Raw genomic sequence first — 17745 nt, 5'->3', positions numbered from 1 at the left:
GGCGGGGTTCAGGACCCGTTCTTCAGGAAGTCCGGCACGTCCACGTCGTCGAAGAGCACCCGGCGCGGCGACTGCGGCGTGGCCGGAGCAGCCGGCGACGGCAGGACCGGCGTGCTCGGCTGAGCCGGCTGGTTCTGGTTCGTCTTCCGGGTCGGCTCGGCCGCCTTGTACGCCGGAGTGCCGCCGTCGAAGCCCGCCGCGATCACGGTGACCCGCACCTCGTCACCGAGCGCGTCGTCGATGACCGCGCCGAAGATGATGTTCGCGTCCGGGTGGGCCGCGTCGGTGACCAGTTGGGCCGCGTCGTTGATCTCGAACAGGCCGAGATCGGAACCACCGGCGATGGAGAGCAGCACGCCCCGGGCACCGTCCATGCTCTGCTCCAGCAGCGGGCTGGAGATGGCGGCCTCGGCGGCCTCTACCGCACGGTTCTCGCCCCGGGCGCTGCCGATGCCCATCAGCGCGCTGCCCGCGCCGCTCATCACGCTCTTGACGTCGGCGAAGTCCAGATTGATCAGACCCGGCGTGGTGATCAGGTCGGTGATGCCCTGGACACCGGAGAGCAGCACCTGGTCGGCGGTCCGGAAGGCGTCCATCATGCTGATGTTGCGGTCACCGAGCGCCAGCAGCCGGTCGTTGGGAATGACGATCAGGGTGTCGCACTGGTTGCGCAGCTCGTCGATACCGGCCTCGGCCTGCACCTGGCGACGCTTGCCCTCGAAGGAGAACGGCCGGGTGACCACACCGATGGTCAGCGCGCCGAGCTTCCGGGCGATGTTCGCCACCACCGGCGCGCCACCGGTGCCGGTGCCGCCACCCTCACCGCAGGTCACGAAGACCATGTCGGCTCCCTTGAGGACCTCCTCGATCTCGTCGCGGTGGTCCTCGGCGGCATTCTTGCCGACGTCCGGATTGGCGCCGGCGCCCAGGCCACGGGTGAGTTCCCGACCGACGTCGAGCTTGACGTCGGCGTCGCTCATCAGCAGCGCCTGCGCGTCCGTGTTGATCGCGATGAACTCGACGCCCTTGAGCCCAACCTCGATCATCCGGTTGACGGCGTTGACGCCGCCACCCCCGATGCCGACGACCTTGATGACCGCCAGGTAGTTGTGCGGAGGTGTCATCTCCGGTCCTTTCCCTTCGAGATCGGCTACTCCCCGACCGGCTACGGCCTGGCCGGACCGACGGTCGACGCAGCTACCACCACCGAGGTCGAGAGGTAAACCCTCACCCTCTACTAGAGGGTTAGAGTTATGTCAACCACTGATCCTCTTCCGGGCAACGTAAGCGCAGCCGAGCGATGAGCCAAGGACCGCTCCGGCGTGTCGCCGGTGTAGCGAGACGGCTCACCACTGATCGGCCGCTCACCGGAAGGTGACCACGTCCGGCGCGCTCACGTCGATCCGGGCCGCGTCCTGGTCGAGCAGCGCGGTGGCCACCCGCGCCTTGTCCGCGCCATCGGTTGCGTCGCCCCAGAACACCGTACGGTCGTCACGCAACTTCAGGCTGATCCGCGCCAACCCCTCGACACTGACCTCGACCAGCTGGTCGAGCAGCTCCGGGGTGAGTACGCCGAGCACTTCCAGGCCGGCCTGGGTCTCCGGATCCTCCGGACCGGGCGTGGCCAGCCGTACCAGCGGCAGGCCGTCCGGACGCTGCGGCACCGTCCGGAACACCACCCCGGCGGCGTCGACCACCGCGAACTGCTCCCCACGCGGCACCACCGCCACACCCGTGCGCTCGGTCAACCGCACCACCAACGCGTCCGGCCAGTCCCGGGTCACGGTGACCCGCTCCACCGGCGGCAGGGCACCGATCCGTTTCGCCAGCGTCGCCAGGTCGACCCGGGCCAGCGGGGCGCCGTCCGGCACCCCCGCCGCGTCCCGCACCTGCACCGCCGTCACCAGTTCGGCACCCTCCACCCGCACCTCACGCACCCCGAACAGGCCGGTGCCCAACAGCGTCCACGCCACCAGCCCGGCCACCGCGAGCAGACCACCGGCCACCGCCCAGGGCAGCGCCGCCCGCATCCGACGCCGCCGGGCCCGGGCCATGAACCGCCGGGTGGACGCGGGCACCGCGTCGCTGCCGGCGCGTACCAGCTGCCACCTGCGGACAGGGCGACGCCCCGCACCACCGTCCACACCGGTGCCGCGGCCACGGGCCGGACCGGGACTCATTCCGCGACGGGCGCCACGCCGTCCACCCCGACGGCTCCGGGCACACTGCCACCGATACTCGTCGACCCGCCGGTCACCCCGCCGGCGACGGTGCCGGTCAGCTCCTGCCCACCGGCGGTACGCGCCGCCAACGCGGCCAACAGCTCGTCGCCCATCAGCGAGATCGGCGGGGCCCCCATCGTCACCACCACGTCGCCGGAGCGGGCCCGACGGGCCACCTCAACCGGCGCGGCCTCCCACGCGTCGACGAAGACCTTCCGCTCCGCCGGCAACGACACCGCCTCGACAAGCGCCAACGAGCCCTCGCCCGGAGCACGCTGCTCGCCCGGCCCGAAGACCTCCAGCAGCACCAACTCGTCGGCGATCGCCAGCGCCTCGGCGATCTCCGCCTGCAACTCCCGGGTGCGGTAGAGCCGGTAGGGCTGGAAGACGACGATCAGCCGGCCGTCGCCGGCCACCTCGCGCAACGTCCGCAGGGCCAGTGTCATCGAGGTCGGGTGGTAGGCGTACTCGTCGTAGACCAGCACCCCGTCCACGACACCCTTGCGCTCGAAGCGTCGGCGCACCCCGGGGAAGGCCGCGAGCGCCGCCTCCGCCGCCGGCAGCGGCAACTCCAGCAGGTACGCGGCCAGCACCGCCGAGGCGCTGTTGAGTCCCATGTGGCGGCCCGGCACCGGCAGCCGGAACTCGCCGAGCGGGCGACCGTCGATGTGGGCGAGGTAGCGCACCCCCCGCGCCGAGGAGGCCATGTCGGTAAGCCGCAGGTCGGCGTCCTCAGCCTCCCCGTAGGTGAACACCCGACGCCCCTCGGCGCGCAGCGTCGCCGCCAGCCGCCGGCCACCCGCGTCGTCGGCGCAGGTGATGACGAAGCCGTCCGGATCGGTGAGCCGGGCGAACTCGGCGAAGGCGGCCTCCAGGTTGGCCAGGTCGCCGTAGGTGTTCAGGTGGTCCGCCTCGACGTTCGTGATGATCGAGACGAACGGGCGGTAGATGAGAAAGGAGCGGTCACTCTCGTCGGCCTCGACCACGAAGTACTCGCCGGTGCCGTGATGCGCCCCGGAGCCACCCTCGGAGATCTCCCCACCGATCACGAAGGACGGATCCGCCCCCGCCTGCTGAAGCACCATGGTGACCATCGAGGTGGTGGTGGTCTTGCCGTGGGTACCGGCGACGGCCACGGTCCGGCGACCGGTCATCGCCGCCGCCAGGGCCTCCGAGCGGTGCAGCACCCGCAGCCCGCGCCGCCGCGCCTCCACCATCTCCAGATGGTCCGCGGGGATCGCCGAGGAGTACACGACGGTGTCGACCCCGTCGAGATTTGCCGTCTCGTGGGTCATGTGGATGGTCCCGCCGAGCGCCCGCAGGCCGGCCAGCGACGGCCACTCACGCAGTTCGCTGCCGGAGACCGGCAGGCCCCGGGTGAGGAAGAGCCGGGCCAGCCCGCTCATGCCGACGCCGCCCACGCCGATCAGGTGAATGTGGCCGAGATCCTCGGCCGTCAGCGTCCCCGCCGGGCTGAACGTGGTCATCGGGTTACCGCCTCGTAGACGAAGTTGAGCAGCGCCTCGTCGCCGTCGCGCCGGCCGTAGGCCGCCGCGGCGGTACCCATCGCGTGCAGCCGCTGCGGGTCACGGATCAGCGGGATGACCGTGCGTTCGAGCCAGTCCGGGGTGACCTCGGCGTCGTCGACGAGCAGCCCACCGCCGGCCTCGACCACCGGCAGCGCGTTGCGCTTCTGTTCCTGGTTGCTGTGCGGGTACGGCACGTAGATGGTCGGCAGCCCGATCGCGGCGACCTCGGCGCAGGTCATCGCCCCGCCCCGACCCAGCATCAGGTCGGCGGCGGCGTACCCGGCGTCCATGTCGGACAGGTACGGCAGCGTCACGTACGGCACCGGCAGGTCGGTCGGGACCGACACCGGCTCGTTGCGGGCACCTATCACGTGCAGCACCTGGATGCCGTTGCGGGCCAGCTCCTTCGCCGCACCGGCGACCGCGAGGTTTATCGACCGGGCACCCTGCGACCCACCGGCGACGAAGAGCACCGGCAGGTCGGGGCGGAGCCCGAAGTGGGCGCGCGCCGCGTTGCGCATCGCGGCCCGGTCCAGGCCGGCGATGCTGCGCCGCAGCGGTACGCCCACCACCCGGGCGTCGCGCAGCGACTCGGCCTGCGCCGGCTGGTGCGGGAAGCCCACCGCCACATGCTTCGTGAACTTCATCCCCAGCCGGTTGGCCACCCCCGGCGGCACGTTCACCTCGTGGATCACGATGGGCAGTTCCCGGCGCCAGGCGGCCAGGTAGGCCGGCACCGAGACGTACCCACCGAAGCCGACCACCACGTCGGCGCGTACCTCGTCGATGACCTTGCCCGCGGCGCGGGCGGCGGTCCACATCCGGCCCGGGGTACGGACCAGGTTCATGTTTATCGACCGGGGCAGCTGGTAGGCGGGGATATTCCGCAGGTCGTACCCGGCCGGCGGAATCAGCTCGTTCTCCAGGCCCTTCGGTGTGCCGAGGCAGGTTATCCGGACGCCGGGGTCATGCCGGCGCAGGCAGTCGGCGAAGGCGAGCAACGGGTAGATGTGCCCCCCGGTGCCACCTCCTGCGAGCACCACCGAACGCAGCGGACCCATCAACGTCTCCTCTCGCTCGCCGTCCCGCCGCGACCCCGGGCAGCCCGGGTGCCACGCGGTGTGGCCTGGTCGTCCGTGCGCCGCCTGCGTGCCTGAGGCACGGGGCCCCGGGCCGTCGACGGCGTCGCCGCGCGGCGACGCCGGCCGGGAAGCGGCGGCAACGGTGCCCACACTAGTCGGACCCACCGGGCCGGCGGACGGGCATGCAGGGCCCGGGCCGCATCGGGTTCCGCACGGGCGAACGAGGCGAGCATGCCGACCGCCGCGAGGGTGACCACCAGGGCGCTGCCGCCGTCGGAGATGAACGGCAGCGGTACGCCGGTCAGCGGCAGCAGCCCGATCACCCCGCCGATGTTGATGAACGCCTGCCCGACCAGCCAGGCGGTGGCGCCCGCGGCGGCCAGTCGCCGGAACGGGTCGTCGACCCGCCGGGCGATGCGCAGGCCGGTGTAGCCGAGCACGGCGAAGAGGGTGACGATCACGGCGCAGCCGACCACCCCCAGCTCCTCGGCGATCACCGCGAAGATGAAGTCGTTCTCCGCGGCCGGCAGCCAGGCCCACTTGGTCCGGCCCTGGCCCAGCCCGGTGCCGAACCAGCCGCCGTTGGCGATGGCGTAGCGGGCCTGGACCATCTGGTAGCAGAGCTGCTCCTTGCAGGCGTCCAACGGCGGCGGGTTGAAGAAGACGGTGAGCCGGGCCAGCCGGTAGTTCTCCTCACCCCGTACGCCCGATCCGGCGCCGAGGGAGGCCACCGCGACCAGCAGACCGATGCCGAGCAGACCGATCGCGCTGAGCGCGGCGAAGACCCGCAGCCGCACCCCGGCCGCCCAGAGCAGCCCCACCACCAGGGCCAGCAGGCAGAGCATGCTGCCCAGGTCGTTGTAGCCGACCAGCACGAACAGCAGCCCCACCACCGGGAACAGCGGCGTGGCCAACTCCCGCCACCAGCCCAGCGCCGCGCCCTTGCGGGCGAGCACGTGCGCGCCCCACAGCACCAGCGCGAACTTCGCCAGCTCCGAGGGTTGCAGGCTGATCTCGCCGACGTACAGCCAGAGCAGCCTGGCCTCCAGTGGGCCGATCTTCGCGTCGCCGTCGGTCAGCCGCCCGTACGCCACCAGCAGGTTCAGCAGGATCAGCAGCCCCACCGCGACCGCCAGGGTCGGCCGACCCAGACTCCGGTAGGTGCTGGCCGGCAGGCGCTGGCAGGCCCAGAACGCCACGATGCCGATCACCGCGAAGATCGCCTGCTTGGTCAGCGAGGCCGAGGCGTTGCCACCCTGGGCGTAGTCCCGCACGCTGGTGGCCGAGAAGACCATTGTCAGCCCGATCAGCAGCAGCAACCCGGCGCTGGCCAGCAGCAGGTGGTAGGAGGCCAGCGGCCGGGACAGCAGGCCACGCAGCGCCGCCAGCGACCCCACCGCGTCCAGCCCCCGCCACGCGCCACCGTCCGGCCCGACGCCGACGGCACCCGCCCCGGCCGAACGGGTAGCACCGCTGCCCGTACCTGACCCGGGTGGTCGCGGCGGGTCCTCGGTTCGCACCGCACCGCCAGCCGCATCCACCGCTCCGGCAGCCTTCACCGAGCTGGCAGCCTTCACCGCCTCGCCACCGGACCGTCGCCTGCTCGGTGCCACACCCTTCTCGTCCCGCGCCTCCCCCACAACGCCATCATCGCCGCTGTCGTCATCCGACACCGCCGCTATCGCCCACTCGGCGTGTCGCACTTGCCCCCACCCGGTTAATCATGAAGTTGTTGCCACGCCACGCCGGACAGGGCGGCAATAACTTCATGATCAACGTGGCTGTGCCGTCCGGAGGGGCGGCCCGAAGGGGGTGGGTCAGCCCATGTTGGCCAGGAAGTCGCTGTAGAAGAGGCCGAGGGCGATGGCTACGCCGATGCCGGCGATGATCCAGAAGCGGACCACGATGTTGACTTCGCTCCAGCCGGCGAGCTCGAAGTGGTGTTGCAGCGGAGACATCCGGAAGACGCGCTTGCCGGTGGTCTTGAAGGAGATGATCTGGATCACCACCGACATCGTGATGATCACGAACAGCCCACCGATGATCAGCAGCAGCAGGATGGTACGGGTCGACATGGCCATTCCGGCGATCAGGCCACCGAGGCCGAGGGCTCCGGTGTCGCCCATGAAGATCCGGGCCGGCGAGGTGTTCCACCACAGGAAACCGACGCAGGCCCCGGCCGCCGCCCCGGCGATCAGCGCGATCTCCAGCGGATCCCGGACGGTGTAGCAGTAGTTGTCCGGATTCGCGGTGTACGCCGGGTCGGCGCACCAGTGGCGGTACTGCCAGAACGCGATCACCGCGTACGCGCCGAGCACCATCACCGAGGCACCGGTGGCCAGCCCGTCGAGACCGTCGGTGAGGTTGACACCGTTCGTCGCCGCCATCACCACGAAGATGAAGATGATCACCGCGCCGATCTTGGTGACGTCCAGCGCCGGGATGTCCCGGATGAAGCTGAGCGTGGTGCTGCCGACCGTTTCGGTGTTCGTCACCGCGCCCGACGCGTCGGTCATGGTGGACGGGAACCAGAGCGCGACCACCCCGAACACCGCACCGACCAGGATCTGCCCGAGCAGCTTGCCGCGCGCGCTCAGGCCGCCACTGTGCCGCTTACGCACCTTCAGGAAGTCGTCGATGAAGCCGACCGCGCCGCAGAAGACCATCAGCCCCAGCAGCACCAACGCCGTGATGGTCGGCTCGACCTGGGCGATCTGCGCGTCCGGCAGCGTGGTCAGGGCGAGGTGACCGGCCACGTACGCGATGACGGTGGCCAGGATGAACACCACGCCGCCCATCGTCGGCGTGCCCTTCTTGCCCTGGTGCATCTGCGGGCCCTCGGCCCGGATCGGTTGCCCCGCCTTGAGCCGGGTGAAGACCCGGATCGCGATCGGGGTGCAGAACAGCGAGACGAGGAAGGCCACCCCGATGGCCACGATTACCGCTCTCACGCGGTGCCACCTCCGGCCGACGCCGACGTACCCGTACCGTCCCCGACGGCGTCGACGCGCAGCGCGTCGGCCACCTCCCAGGTCCGGTACCGGGAGCCCTTCACCAGGACCACGTCGCCCGGCCGTAGCTCGCTCCGCAGCACCTCGACGGCCGCCGCCTGATCGGTGAGCAGCACCGACTCTCCTCCCCAGTCACCTACCGATGTCGCCCCGTGGTGGATCGACGCCGCCGCCTCGCCGACCACGAGCAACCGGTCCACGCCCAGCTCGGCCGCGAGCCGGCCCACCTCGGCGTGTCCCTGCGCCTCGAACTCGCCCAGCTCCGCCATGTAGCCGAGCACCGCGACGGTACGCCGTCCCGCGCCGATGCCGCCCAGCGCCCGCAGCGCCACCGCCATCGACGCCGGATTGGCGTTGTACGAGTCGTCGATCACGGTCACCCCGTCGGTGCGCTCGAAGACGTCCATCCGACGGGTGGAAACCAGCCCGAGCGCGCCCAACGCGATGGCCAGTTCGGCCAGCGGCATCCCCAACTCGCGGGCCACCGCGGCGGCGGCCAGGCTGTTCCAGACCTGGTGCCGGCCGGTGAGCCCGAGCCGCACCGGCGCACTGCCCTCCGGCGTCACGAGGGTGTACGCGGGCCACCCCCGCTCGTCCAGCTTCACGTCCACGGCCCGCACGTCGGCGTGCGCCGACTCGCCGTAGCGGACCACCCGGGCCACCGTCCGGGAGGCCATGGCGTCGACAAGCGGGTCGTCGGCGTTGAGCACCGCCAGGCCGTCGGTCGGCAGCGCCTCGACCAGTTCGCCCTTGGCCACGGCGATGTTCTCCTGGGAGCCGAACTCGCCGATGTGTGACACCCCGACGTTGAGCACCACGGAGATCCGGGGCGGTGCCACCTCGCAGAGGTACCGCACGTGCCCGATGCCCCGGGCGCCCTTCTCCATCACCAGGTAGCGGGTGGTCGGTCCGGCCTGCAACGCCGTGTACGGGTGGCCCAACTCGTTGTTGAACGAGCCGGGCGGCGCTACCGTCTCCCCGAGCCGGGCGGTCAACTGGGCGATCAGGTCCTTGGTGGTGGTCTTGCCGGAGGACCCGGTCAACCCGATCACGGTGAGCCCGGGCAGCCGGTCCACCACCGCACGGGCCAGCCGGCCCATCGCGGCCAGCGGGTCGGCGACGACGATCATCGGCACCCCGGGCACCTCGCGGGTGCCCAGGACGGCCACCGCGCCGGACGCCACCGCCGCGGCGGCGAAGTCGTGGCCGTCCACCTTCTCCCCGTCGAAGGCGACGAAGAGCCCGCCGGGAGTGACCTTGCGGGAGTCGAACTCCACGCTGCCGGTGACGGACGCGGCGGGATCGGCGGCGACCAGCCGTCCGTCGACCGCCGAGGCCACCTCGGCCAGGCTGAGCGTGATCACTGGCCCTCCAGATCCCCGAAGCGGCCCCGCAGCGCGTCGGCGAGTTCGGTCCGGTCGTCGAACGGGTACACCTCACCGGCGATCTCCTGGCCCCGCTCGTGCCCCTTGCCGAGCAGGGTCACCACGTCACCCGGCGCCGCCAGCCGCACCGCCTCGTCGATCGCCGCGCGGCGACCACCCACCTCGATGACCTGGGCCGCCGCGCCGGCCTGCTGGGCACCCACCAGCACCTCGGCACGGATCGCCGCCGGATCCTCGGTACGGGGGTTGTCGTCGGTCACCACCACCACGTCGGCACCGGCCGCGGCGGCGGCACCCATCGCCGGTCGCTTGCCCCGGTCCCGGTCGCCGCCGGCGCCGATGACACAGATCAGCCGACCGGTGCTGAGTTCCCGCAGCGCGGCCAGCGCGGCCACCACCGCGTCGGTCTTGTGCGCGTAGTCGACCACTCCGCGCACCCCGCCGGCCACGCCCACCGACTCCAGCCGGCCCGGTACGCCCCCGCAGGCGGCCACTCCCTCCGCGGCGGTCACCGGGTCGACCCCGGCGGCCACCAGGCTGGCGATGGCCAGCAGGGCGTTCGACACGTTGTGTCGGCCGGGCAGCGCCACCCGGGCGGGCAGCACCAGCCCGTCCGGGCCGTGCGCGGTGAACCGCTGCGCGTACCCCTCGCCGGTCAACTCGTCGGCCCACCAGGTGGCGGCCGGGTCCCCGGCCGCGGAGAAGCTGACCGTATCCGGTTTGAACAGCGCCTTCAGCGCGGGGTCGTCGTGGTTGAGCACCTCGACGGCACAGCGGCCGTCGAACAGGCGCGCCTTGGCCGCGAAGTAGTCCTCGGCGTCGGCGTGGAAGTCCAGGTGGTCGGAACCGAAGTTGGTCCAGCCGCCGACGGCGAACCGCACCCCACCGACCCGGCCCATCGCCAGGGCGTGGCTGGACACCTCCATGACCACCGCGGTCACCCCGAGCTCACGGGCCGCGGCCAGCATGGCGTGCAGGTCGGTCGCCTCGGGCGTGGTCCGCACGCTGTCGATCACCAGGTCACCCAGCCGGGTCTCCACGGTGCCGATCAGGCCGGTGGTGTGCCCGGCGGCGCGCAGCCCCGACTCGACAAGGTAAGCGGTGGAGGTCTTGCCGGCGGTGCCGGTCACTCCGATCACGGTAAGCCCGGCCGTCGGATCGCCGTAGACGGTCGAGGCGAGCGTGCCGAGCACCGCCCGGGGGTCGGCCACCACAAGCGTCGGCAGCCCGCTCCCGGCGGCCCGCTCGGCACCGGCCGGATCGGTCATCATCGCGACCGCGCCGGCCGCCGCCGCGTCGGCTGCGAACTCCGCGCCGTGTCGTCGGGCGCCGGGCAGGGCCGCGTACAGATCACCGGGGTGGACCTCGCCGCTGGCGTGGGTCACCCCGGTCACCACCGGATCGGCACTTGTCGGGGACGCCACGGCGAGCCGGGCGGCCAGGTCACCGAGCCGGACCCCGGTCACGGAACGGGGACGAGGATTGCCGCGCACGGCGTCAGACCCTACCCGGTCGCTCGGTCCACGCCGCACGGCGCGCCTGAATCTCCGTCTCATGGAGTCGAACCGCAGGTAGCGGCTACGGGAAAACGGTGAACGTCGGTGCCGCCTCGGTCGACGGCGGTACCCGGAAGTGACGCAGGGTGAAGGTCATCATGTCCCGGAAGGCCGGCGCCGAGATCTGCCCCCCGCCGCCGCTCGGGCTGTGCACGAAGACCGCGATGACGTACCGGGGATTCTCCGCCGGTGCCATCCCGATGAACGAGGCGACCTCGCCGGGCTGCTTCTTGCCGTCGACAAGCCGCCAGCCGGTGCCGGTCTTGCCGGCGACCCGGTAGCCCGGAACCGCGGCGGCCAGACCCGTGGCGTCCGGCACCGTGGTGACCGCTTCCATGATCGTACGCAGCGCGGCGGCGTTGTCCGGGCTGAGCACCTGCCGGGTCGCCGGCTCCGGCGCCGGGGTCCGTTTCCCGTCCGGGGCGATCGTCTCCTTCAACAGGTGCGGTTGGACGTACACGCCGTCGTTGGCGATGGCGGCGTACGCGGCGGCCATCTGCAACGGGGTGGCGTCCACGCTGTGCCCGATCGGCACCGACCCGTGCGACGACTCGCTCCACTCCTGTACCGGCAGCAGCCGCCCGCTCGCCTCACCGGGCATGCCGACCTCGGTCGGCTTACCCAGGCCGAACCGCCGCTGGTAGTCGAGCAGGCGTTCCGCGCCGAGCTTGTCGGCGATCTGGATGGTGCCGACGTTCGAGGAGTACGCCATCATGCCGGCGACGCTCATCCGCCGACCGTCCGCCTGGTGGGTGTCCCGGAACCAGGTGTCGCCCTTGCGGATCGCGTTGGCGACCGGGAACGACGTGTCGGCGGTGATCACCCCCTCCTGCAGGGCGGCGCCGAACGTGATCGGTTTGTGCACCGAGCCGGGGTCGACGATGAAGCTGGTGGCCGCGTCCTCCCGGTCGGTCGGCTCACTGGGGAACGGCTTCGCCGCGTTGTAGGTGGGGTGGCTGGCCTGGGCCAGCACCTCGCCGGTACGCGCGTCCAGCACCACGGCCGCCCCGGTGCTGCCCTGCACCTGCTGCATCCGCTCGCTGAGGATGCGCTGCACCATGTACTGCAGGTCGCGGTCGACGGTGAGCACCACCGAACTGCCCGGCTTCGCCTTCGTGGTGCTGCTGTAACCACCGGGAATGGGGGCGGCCAGATCGCCGAGGCCGACCTCGAAGACCCGTTGGCCGTCCTCGCCGTGCAGCACGTCGTCGAAACGCGCCTCCAGGCCCTCCAACCCGACCATGTCCGGGCTGGTGAAGCCGATCAGGTTGGCGGCCAGGTCACCGCCGGGCACCTCGCGCCGCTCGTCGCGGTGGGCGGCGATGCCGGGCAGCTTCAACGCCATGATCTCCTTGGCGCGACCGATGTCCACCCCCCGGGCCAGGTACTCGAACTGCGAGTCCACGCCGTTGATCCGCTTGCGGGGCTTCATCTTCTCGGCCAGTTCCGAGGCCGGGATGCCGAGCAGCGGGGAGAGCGACCGCGCGGTCGCCGCGACGTCCACCACCCGGGTCGGGTCGGCGTAGACGTACCGGGCCTCGACGCTGTGCGCCAGGGCGGCCTCACCGGAGCGGTCGAAGATGGTGCCGCGCGGCGCGGGCAGCGGCACGGTCGTGATGCGGTCGGCGAGCCCGCCATCGGCGTACGCCGGAGTGTCGACCGCCTGGAGCACGACGAGCCGCACGCCGACGGCGACGAAGAGGGCCAGGGTCAGTGCGGTGCCCAGCCGCAGCCGACGCCCCGGGTCGGCCAGCCGGGGCGGGCGGGGCGGCTTGCGTGACGGCCGGCGCGGGGGCGGCCGGTCACCCCGACGCGGCTCCCGACCGGCGACCCGCCGCCGGGGCGCGGTGACCGGGGGCTCGTCGCGCGGGGTGCGATCGGTGACGGTACGGGTCACCGTGGCGCGACCGGCACCACCGTCACGGCGGGCCGGGCCGCCCGGCCGACCGGCGGCACGGCCGGCGGTGACCCGGCCGCCGTCGAGGACCTGTAGCGCCGGCCGGAACGGATCCTGCGACCGGTTGCTGCGCGGGGTACGCCGCTGCTCCGCCCGCCCGGCGGTGGGCGCGCCACCCTCACGGACGGAACGGCCTCGCGGGGTGTAGGCGCGGGCGTCGGAGATGCCGCCGATGCCCCGCTCCGCGTCCCGCTCCCCCGCCGAACGGGGCGGCACCCCCCGCTGCCCGCCGCCACGCGAGGAACCGCGCCGGGAGCCTTCGGCGTCCCGGCGCGGTTCCTCCGACCTCGGTGGCACGGCCTACCCCTCCGCGCCCTGCTGGCTGGCGATGGAGAGCTGCCCGCCGGCCGGCTGGGGCACGCCGATCACCTTGCCGTCCGGCAGCCGGATGTACGCCGGCTCGCCCGACTCGACGAGCCCCAGCTTGCGGGCCTGGGCGGCCAGGTTGCCCGGCGACTCGGACTCGGCGATCTGCTTCTTCAGCTGCTGCTGCTCCACGTCGAGCTTGGTCTGCTGCTGCTGCAACTCGTCCAGCCGGAAGGCGTTCTCGTTGATCTTCGTGTTGACCGCCAGGATGCCCAGCACGCCACCGACGACAAGCACCACCACCAGCGCGGCGAACGGCGCCCGCGGCACCCGCACCGGCGGCGGCGGAGCGACCCGCAGCCGCGGCGACTCCGCGCGCTCGGCCGCGACAGCGGTGCGCTCCACCGGACGCAGCGCCGCGTTGCCCTGGGTCGGAAACTCGCGCGCCCCCCGGGCGCGAGTCTCCGCCGACCGGTTAAGCCGGTCCGTCCGCCGGGCACCGTCACCCGATCCTCGGGTCCGCTCCGCCGCGATCCGGCCCCCCGACCGCGGTGTGCGCTGCCCGGCGCCGGCGATGTCCCGACGCTTGTCTACGTTCATGTCCCCTCCCCCTCTTCGTCCGTGGTGTCCCCCGGCGCCCGCCGCGGATCCGGACCGGATTCCGTGGCCGACCCCGTCCCCGGTTGGTGCATCGCCTTGACCCGGCGGCGGTACCGTTCGCGGTCGGTACGCCCCCGTTGCCGTGCCTGCGGGTCGATCCGCTCCGCGGCCCGCAGGCGCACCGATGCGGCCCGCGGGTTCGCGGTGACCTCCGCCTCCCCGGGCAGTTCCGCGCCCCGGCTGAGCAGCCGGAACGTCGGCTCTGACCCGGGCAGTTCGACCGGGAGGTCGATCGGGCCCGTGCTGCGGACCCGATCGGCGAGCGCCTGCTTGGTGAGCCTGTCCTCCAGCGAGTGGTAGGACAGGACCACCAGGCGACCGCCGACGGCAAGCTTGTCCAGAGCGGCCGGCAGCGCTGTCTCCAGCGCTGCCAGTTCTCTGTTTACCTCGATCCGTAAAGCCTGAAACGTTCTCTTTGCCGGGTGTCCCCCGGTTCTCCGGGCCGGTGCCGGAATCGACTCCCGGACCAGTTCGGCCAGCCGCGCCGACGAGGTGATCCGGCCGCGTTCCCGCTCCCGGATGATCGCCGAGGCGATCCGCCCGGCGAACTTCTCCTCGCCGTACACCCGCAGCACCCGGGCCAGGTCCGGGTGCGGGTAGGTGTTGACCACCTCCTCGGCGGTCATCCCCCGGGTCTGGTCCATCCGCATGTCCAGCGGCGCGTCCTGCGCGTACGCGAACCCGCGGTCGGGCGCGTCGAGCTGCAACGAGCTGACACCGAGGTCGAACAGGACGCCGTCCACGGACGGGTAGCCCAGCCGGTCGAGCACCTCGGGCAGTTCGTCGTAGACGGCGTGCTCCAGGTGGACGCGGTCGGCGAACCGGGCCAACCGGACCCTGGCGTGGGCCAGCGCCTCGGTGTCCCGGTCCAGGCCGACGAGCACCGTCTCCGGGTGGGCCTGGAGCACCGCCTCGGCGTGACCGGCGAGACCCAACGTCGCGTCGACGTGTACGGTGCGTCCACCCCGGCCCAGCGCGGGGGCCAGCAGCTCGAGACACCGCTCGAGCAGCACCGGCACATGCGTGCCGCGTAGCTCCCCCATGTCGACCCCCACTGGTTGAACCGGTTGTGTATCCGCGCCCTGTTCGTCGGACGACGCCGTGCCGTCGTACCGCCAGATCCCCATCCGCTCTCCGCCCGCCCGTCGGGCCGTGGCCCGGTGGGTCGGATCGTGCGCCTGGCACCGGGGAAGGGATGCCAGGAACTCGAAAGCGGCTGGAGATCTCGCAGTACGTCGGGCGTCGCCACGCCCTACAGACCGCCGGGCAGCACCCCTTCCTCGATGTCGGCGAAGTCGTCTTCGCTCTCGGCGAGGTAGGTCTCCCAGGCGACCTTGTCCCAGATCTCCACCCGGGTGCTCGCACCGATGACCACCAGGTCCCGGTCGAGCCCCGCGTAGGTGCGCAGGTGCGCCGGGATGACCACCCGACCCTGCTTGTCCGGCACCTCGTCGTGCGCGCTGGCGAAGAACACCCGGCTGTAGGCCCGGGCCGCCTTGTGCGTCATCGGCTGCGCGCGCAACTGCTCCGCGATCCGCTGGAACTCAGGCGTCGGGAAGACGTAGAGACAGCGCTCCTGCCCTTTGGTGATCACGACACCCCCCGCCAGCTCATCCCGGAACTTCGCCGGAAGGATCAACCGGCCTTTGTCGTCCAGGCGCGGAGTGTGGGTGCCGAGGAACATCGGCCCAACCCCCTCGCCCTTTAGCGGCGTTCGCGCGCCGCTGACCCCCCGGGCCGGTGGGCCCCTCCCGGCCCCACCAATGCGCCCCACTCTACTCCACTTCCCTCCACTCGCAACCAGATTCGACCGCGTGGCGCGCCGCGCCGCACGACAAAACCGCACGTCAGCCGGGGTGGAGCGGAGTGGAGGGCCGCGCGGCCCGCCAGGGCGGGTCCGCTTTCCGACATAGATCGACTCCGTCCGGCCGAGGGTCATCCGACCGGGCGCCGGCCGCGCCGAGCCGAACGGATCGCCGTCGGTGCCGATCTCGCGGGTCCGCTGGTCCGGTAACCTCGCTCGCGTGACGGACGCGAAGATGCCCCTGCGGGCGAAGGTGGCCAGCTCCGTGTCCCGGACCGCCGCGGCGTTGTCCCGGGCGGCGGGCCGGGGCGACGGGTCGGTGATCGGTGGTTGGCTCGGCCTGAAGATCGACCCGGAACTGCTCGCCCACCTCTCCGCCGGACGGGCCATCGCACTGATCTCCGGCACCAACGGCAAGACCACCACCACCCGGCTCGCGGCCGCTGCCGTCGGGGTGCTCGGCCGGGTCGCCACCAACTCGTTCGGCGCGAACATGCCCACCGGGCACACCTCCGCGCTGGCCAAGGCCGGCAGCACGCCGTACGCCGTGCTGGAGGTCGACGAGCACTACCTCGCGCAGGTGATCGAGGCGACCGACCCGCACGTGGTGGCGCTGCTCAACCTCTCCCGTGACCAGCTGGACCGGGCCAAGGAGGTCGCCATGATGGCGCAGCTATGGCGCGCCGCACTGGCCCGACACCCGGACATCCGCGTGGTCGCCAACGCCGACGACCCGATGGTGGTCTGGGCCGCCACCCCGCCGGCCACCCACGATCAGCGGATCACCCCGCCGCACGTCACCTGGTTCTCCGCCGGACAACGCTGGCACGACGACTCCTGGGTCTGCCCCGAGTGCGGTTCCACCATCCAGCGCTCCGGCGAGCAGTGGTGGTGCACCGGTTGCCCGCTGCGCCGGCCGGAACCGCAGTGGACCGTGGACGACGAGGGCGTGCTCGACCCGACCGGCGCCTGGTACAAGGTCAAGCTCCAGCTCCCCGGCAAGGTCAACGTCGGCAACGCGGCCACCGCGCTCGCGGTCGCCGCCGAGTTCGGCGTCCGCCCCTTCGACGCGGTCCCCCGCCTCGGCGACGTCACCTCGGTGGCCGGGCGTTACGCCCAGGTCGTCCGGGAAGGTCGCACGGTACGGCTGTTGCTGGCCAAGAACCCGGCCAGCTGGCTTGAGGCGTTCGACATGGCCGACGAGGCGCCGACCCTGCTGTCCATAAACGCCCGCGACCCCGACGGGCTGGACACCTCCTGGCTCTTCGACGTCGACTTCGCCCCGCTGCGCGGACGTCTGGTGCTCATCACCGGCGACCGGGCGTACGACCTGGCCGTGCGCCTGGAGGTCAACGACGTGCCCTTCCAGTACGTGCGCACCTTCGACGAGGCGGTCCGGGCGGTGCCGCCGGGCCGGCTGGAGGTCATCGCGAACTACACCGCGTTCCAGGACATCCGAGCGGAGTTGGACCGTGTCAACTGAGACCCTGCGCATCGTCTGGATCTACCCGGACCTGCTGTCGACGTACGGCGACCGGGGCAACGCCCTGATCCTGGCCCGCCGGGCTCAGCAGCGCGGGTTCCCGGTCGAGGTGCTGGAGGTCCGCTCCGACCAGCGGCTGCCCACCACCGCCGACATCTACCTCATCGGCGGTGGCGAGGACGGCCCGCAGGCGCTCGGCGCGCAACGGCTGCTCGCCGACGGCGGCCTGCACCGGGCGGTCGCCCAGGGTTCGGTGGTGTTCGGCGTCTGCGCCGGCTACCAGTTGCTGGGCACCTCGTTCTTCGCCAAGGGCACCCAGTACCAGGGCCTGGAACTGCTCGACCTCTCCTCCGACCGGGGCCCCAGCCGGGCCGTCGGCGAGTTGGCCGGTGACATCGACGCCCGCCTCGGCCTGCCGCCGCTGACCGGGTTCGAGAACCACGGCGGCCGCACCCACCTCGGCCCCGGGGTCTCCCCGTTGGCCCGGGTCACCGCCGGCGTCGGCAACGACGGTGCCACCGAGGGGGCCTGGCGGGGCAAGCTGCTCGGCACGTACTCGCACGGCCCCGCGCTGGCCCGCAATCCGGCCCTGGCCGACCTGCTGCTGCGCTGGGCGACCGGCGCGCAGCACCTCCCGCCGCTCGACGACACCTGGGCCGACCGGCTGCGCGCCGAACGCCGGACCGCGGTGGCCACCGCCCGGGCATGATCCGGGGGCTGCGGAGACGACTCCTGCGGACGGGCCGGTCG

14 protein-coding genes are annotated in these 17745 nt (G+C 72.3%); 2 read left to right on the top strand and 12 right to left on the bottom strand.

Translation table 11 applies throughout. The annotated features are described in order from the left end of the window. Window positions 1–8: 8 nt before the first annotated feature. The 12 genes from ftsZ to mraZ form a co-directional block, all read right to left on the bottom strand. On the bottom strand, window positions 9–1124 hold the full coding sequence (gene ftsZ, locus CLT74_RS00135) for a cell division protein FtsZ (protein ID WP_099844718.1): 1116 nt from the start codon (window positions 1122–1124) through the stop codon (window positions 9–11). A gap of 240 nt (window positions 1125–1364) precedes the next feature. Next, on the bottom strand, window positions 1365–2144 hold the full coding sequence (locus tag CLT74_RS00130; protein ID WP_199172290.1) for a cell division protein FtsQ/DivIB: 780 nt from the start codon (window positions 2142–2144) through the stop codon (window positions 1365–1367). 32 nt (window positions 2145–2176) lie between these two features. Continuing rightward, a complete protein-coding gene (gene murC / locus CLT74_RS00125; protein ID WP_099844716.1) occupies window positions 2177–3709 on the bottom strand; it encodes a UDP-N-acetylmuramate--L-alanine ligase in 1533 nt (510 codons plus the stop codon). Next, entirely contained in the window at window positions 3706–4812 is a 1107-nt protein-coding gene (gene murG, locus CLT74_RS00120; protein WP_099844715.1) for an undecaprenyldiphospho-muramoylpentapeptide beta-N-acetylglucosaminyltransferase, read from the bottom strand. The genes murC and murG overlap by 4 nt, the downstream gene beginning before the upstream one ends. Next, window positions 4812–6221 (bottom strand): peptidoglycan glycosyltransferase FtsW, encoded by a 1410-nt coding sequence (locus tag CLT74_RS00115; RefSeq protein ID WP_099851017.1) that lies wholly within the window; start codon window positions 6219–6221, stop codon window positions 4812–4814. The genes murG and CLT74_RS00115 overlap by 1 nt, the downstream gene beginning before the upstream one ends. 429 nt (window positions 6222–6650) lie before the next feature. Continuing rightward, window positions 6651–7784 carry a phospho-N-acetylmuramoyl-pentapeptide-transferase gene (gene mraY / locus CLT74_RS00110; protein ID WP_099844714.1) on the bottom strand — a complete coding sequence of 378 codons (1134 nt, stop codon included), beginning with the start codon at window positions 7782–7784 and terminating at the stop codon, window positions 6651–6653. Further along, window positions 7781–9208, bottom strand: a complete 1428-nt coding sequence (locus CLT74_RS00105; RefSeq protein ID WP_099844713.1) for a UDP-N-acetylmuramoyl-tripeptide--D-alanyl-D-alanine ligase — start codon at window positions 9206–9208, stop codon at window positions 7781–7783. Before CLT74_RS00105 ends, mraY begins: the two co-directional genes overlap by 4 nt. Next, a complete protein-coding gene (locus tag CLT74_RS00100; protein ID WP_099844711.1) occupies window positions 9205–10761 on the bottom strand; it encodes a UDP-N-acetylmuramoyl-L-alanyl-D-glutamate--2,6-diaminopimelate ligase in 1557 nt (518 codons plus the stop codon). Before CLT74_RS00100 ends, CLT74_RS00105 begins: the two co-directional genes overlap by 4 nt. 46 nt (window positions 10762–10807) lie before the next feature. Next, window positions 10808–13039: a peptidoglycan D,D-transpeptidase FtsI family protein gene (locus tag CLT74_RS00095; RefSeq protein WP_099844709.1), complete on the bottom strand. Its 2232-nt coding sequence runs from the start codon at window positions 13037–13039 to the stop codon at window positions 10808–10810. 3 nt (window positions 13040–13042) lie between these two features. Continuing rightward, window positions 13043–13648, bottom strand: coding sequence for a cell division protein FtsL (gene ftsL, locus CLT74_RS00090; protein ID WP_099844708.1), 606 nt, complete (start codon window positions 13646–13648; stop codon window positions 13043–13045). Then, window positions 13645–14751 carry a 16S rRNA (cytosine(1402)-N(4))-methyltransferase RsmH gene (rsmH, locus tag CLT74_RS00085; RefSeq protein WP_099851015.1) on the bottom strand — a complete coding sequence of 369 codons (1107 nt, stop codon included), beginning with the start codon at window positions 14749–14751 and terminating at the stop codon, window positions 13645–13647. The genes ftsL and rsmH overlap by 4 nt, the downstream gene beginning before the upstream one ends. Before the next feature lie 209 nt (window positions 14752–14960). After that, window positions 14961–15392 carry a division/cell wall cluster transcriptional repressor MraZ gene (mraZ, locus tag CLT74_RS00080; protein WP_099844707.1) on the bottom strand — a complete coding sequence of 144 codons (432 nt, stop codon included), beginning with the start codon at window positions 15390–15392 and terminating at the stop codon, window positions 14961–14963. Window positions 15393–15747: 355 nt separating this feature from the next. Here mraZ and CLT74_RS00075 point away from each other — a divergent pair, with 355 nt between their 5' ends. Together CLT74_RS00075 and CLT74_RS00070 are read left to right on the top strand one after the other, a co-directional pair. Next, window positions 15748–16995: a MurT ligase domain-containing protein gene (locus CLT74_RS00075; RefSeq protein ID WP_099851013.1), complete on the top strand. Its 1248-nt coding sequence runs from the start codon at window positions 15748–15750 to the stop codon at window positions 16993–16995. Continuing rightward, a complete protein-coding gene (locus tag CLT74_RS00070; RefSeq protein ID WP_093401153.1) occupies window positions 16985–17704 on the top strand; it encodes a type 1 glutamine amidotransferase in 720 nt (239 codons plus the stop codon). The genes CLT74_RS00075 and CLT74_RS00070 overlap by 11 nt, the downstream gene beginning before the upstream one ends. Window positions 17705–17745 lie beyond the last annotated feature (41 nt).

It is taken from the genome of Verrucosispora sp. CNZ293 (assembly GCF_002754655.1).
The sequence above is the reverse complement of the archived record's forward strand: the minus strand, read 5'-3'. Positions and strand labels throughout refer to the sequence as shown.